Consider the following 357-nt stretch of genomic DNA (forward strand, 5'->3'; position numbering starts at 1 on the left):
ATGGCGAGGTGACCTTTAGCTACGACCACGCCCAGCGGTTAATCGGCGAACAGCAGCAACATGCGGGCCTAGCAGGTGAGAGCGGCTGGCAGTGGCACCACCAGCACACCCTCACCGCCACCGGCGCCCCCGAAGCCAGCCAGTTCGGCGACCTCCCGGCGCTTAATTGGCACACCTACGGCAGCGGCCACCTGCACGGCATGAGCGCCCCCGGCCTGGATCTGGAAATTGCCCTGGAACCCGATGCCCTGCACCGGGAAACCCAGCGCCGTCTCAGCACCGGTGCCAATGCGCACAACCAACCTTTAATGCTGGAGCGCGGTTACACAGAGCTGGGCCAGCTGGATCACCTCACCC

Annotated in this window: 1 protein-coding gene; it reads left to right on the forward strand. The window is 65.3% G+C overall.

Features of this window, described 5'->3' with window-relative positions:
* Window positions 1-357: hypothetical protein (locus M8006_RS17865; protein WP_250084585.1), on the forward strand; the 357-nt coding region annotated here is incomplete at both ends.

Source organism: Halomonas llamarensis, assembly GCF_023555005.1.
Classification (GTDB): domain Bacteria; phylum Pseudomonadota; class Gammaproteobacteria; order Pseudomonadales; family Halomonadaceae; genus Vreelandella; species Vreelandella llamarensis.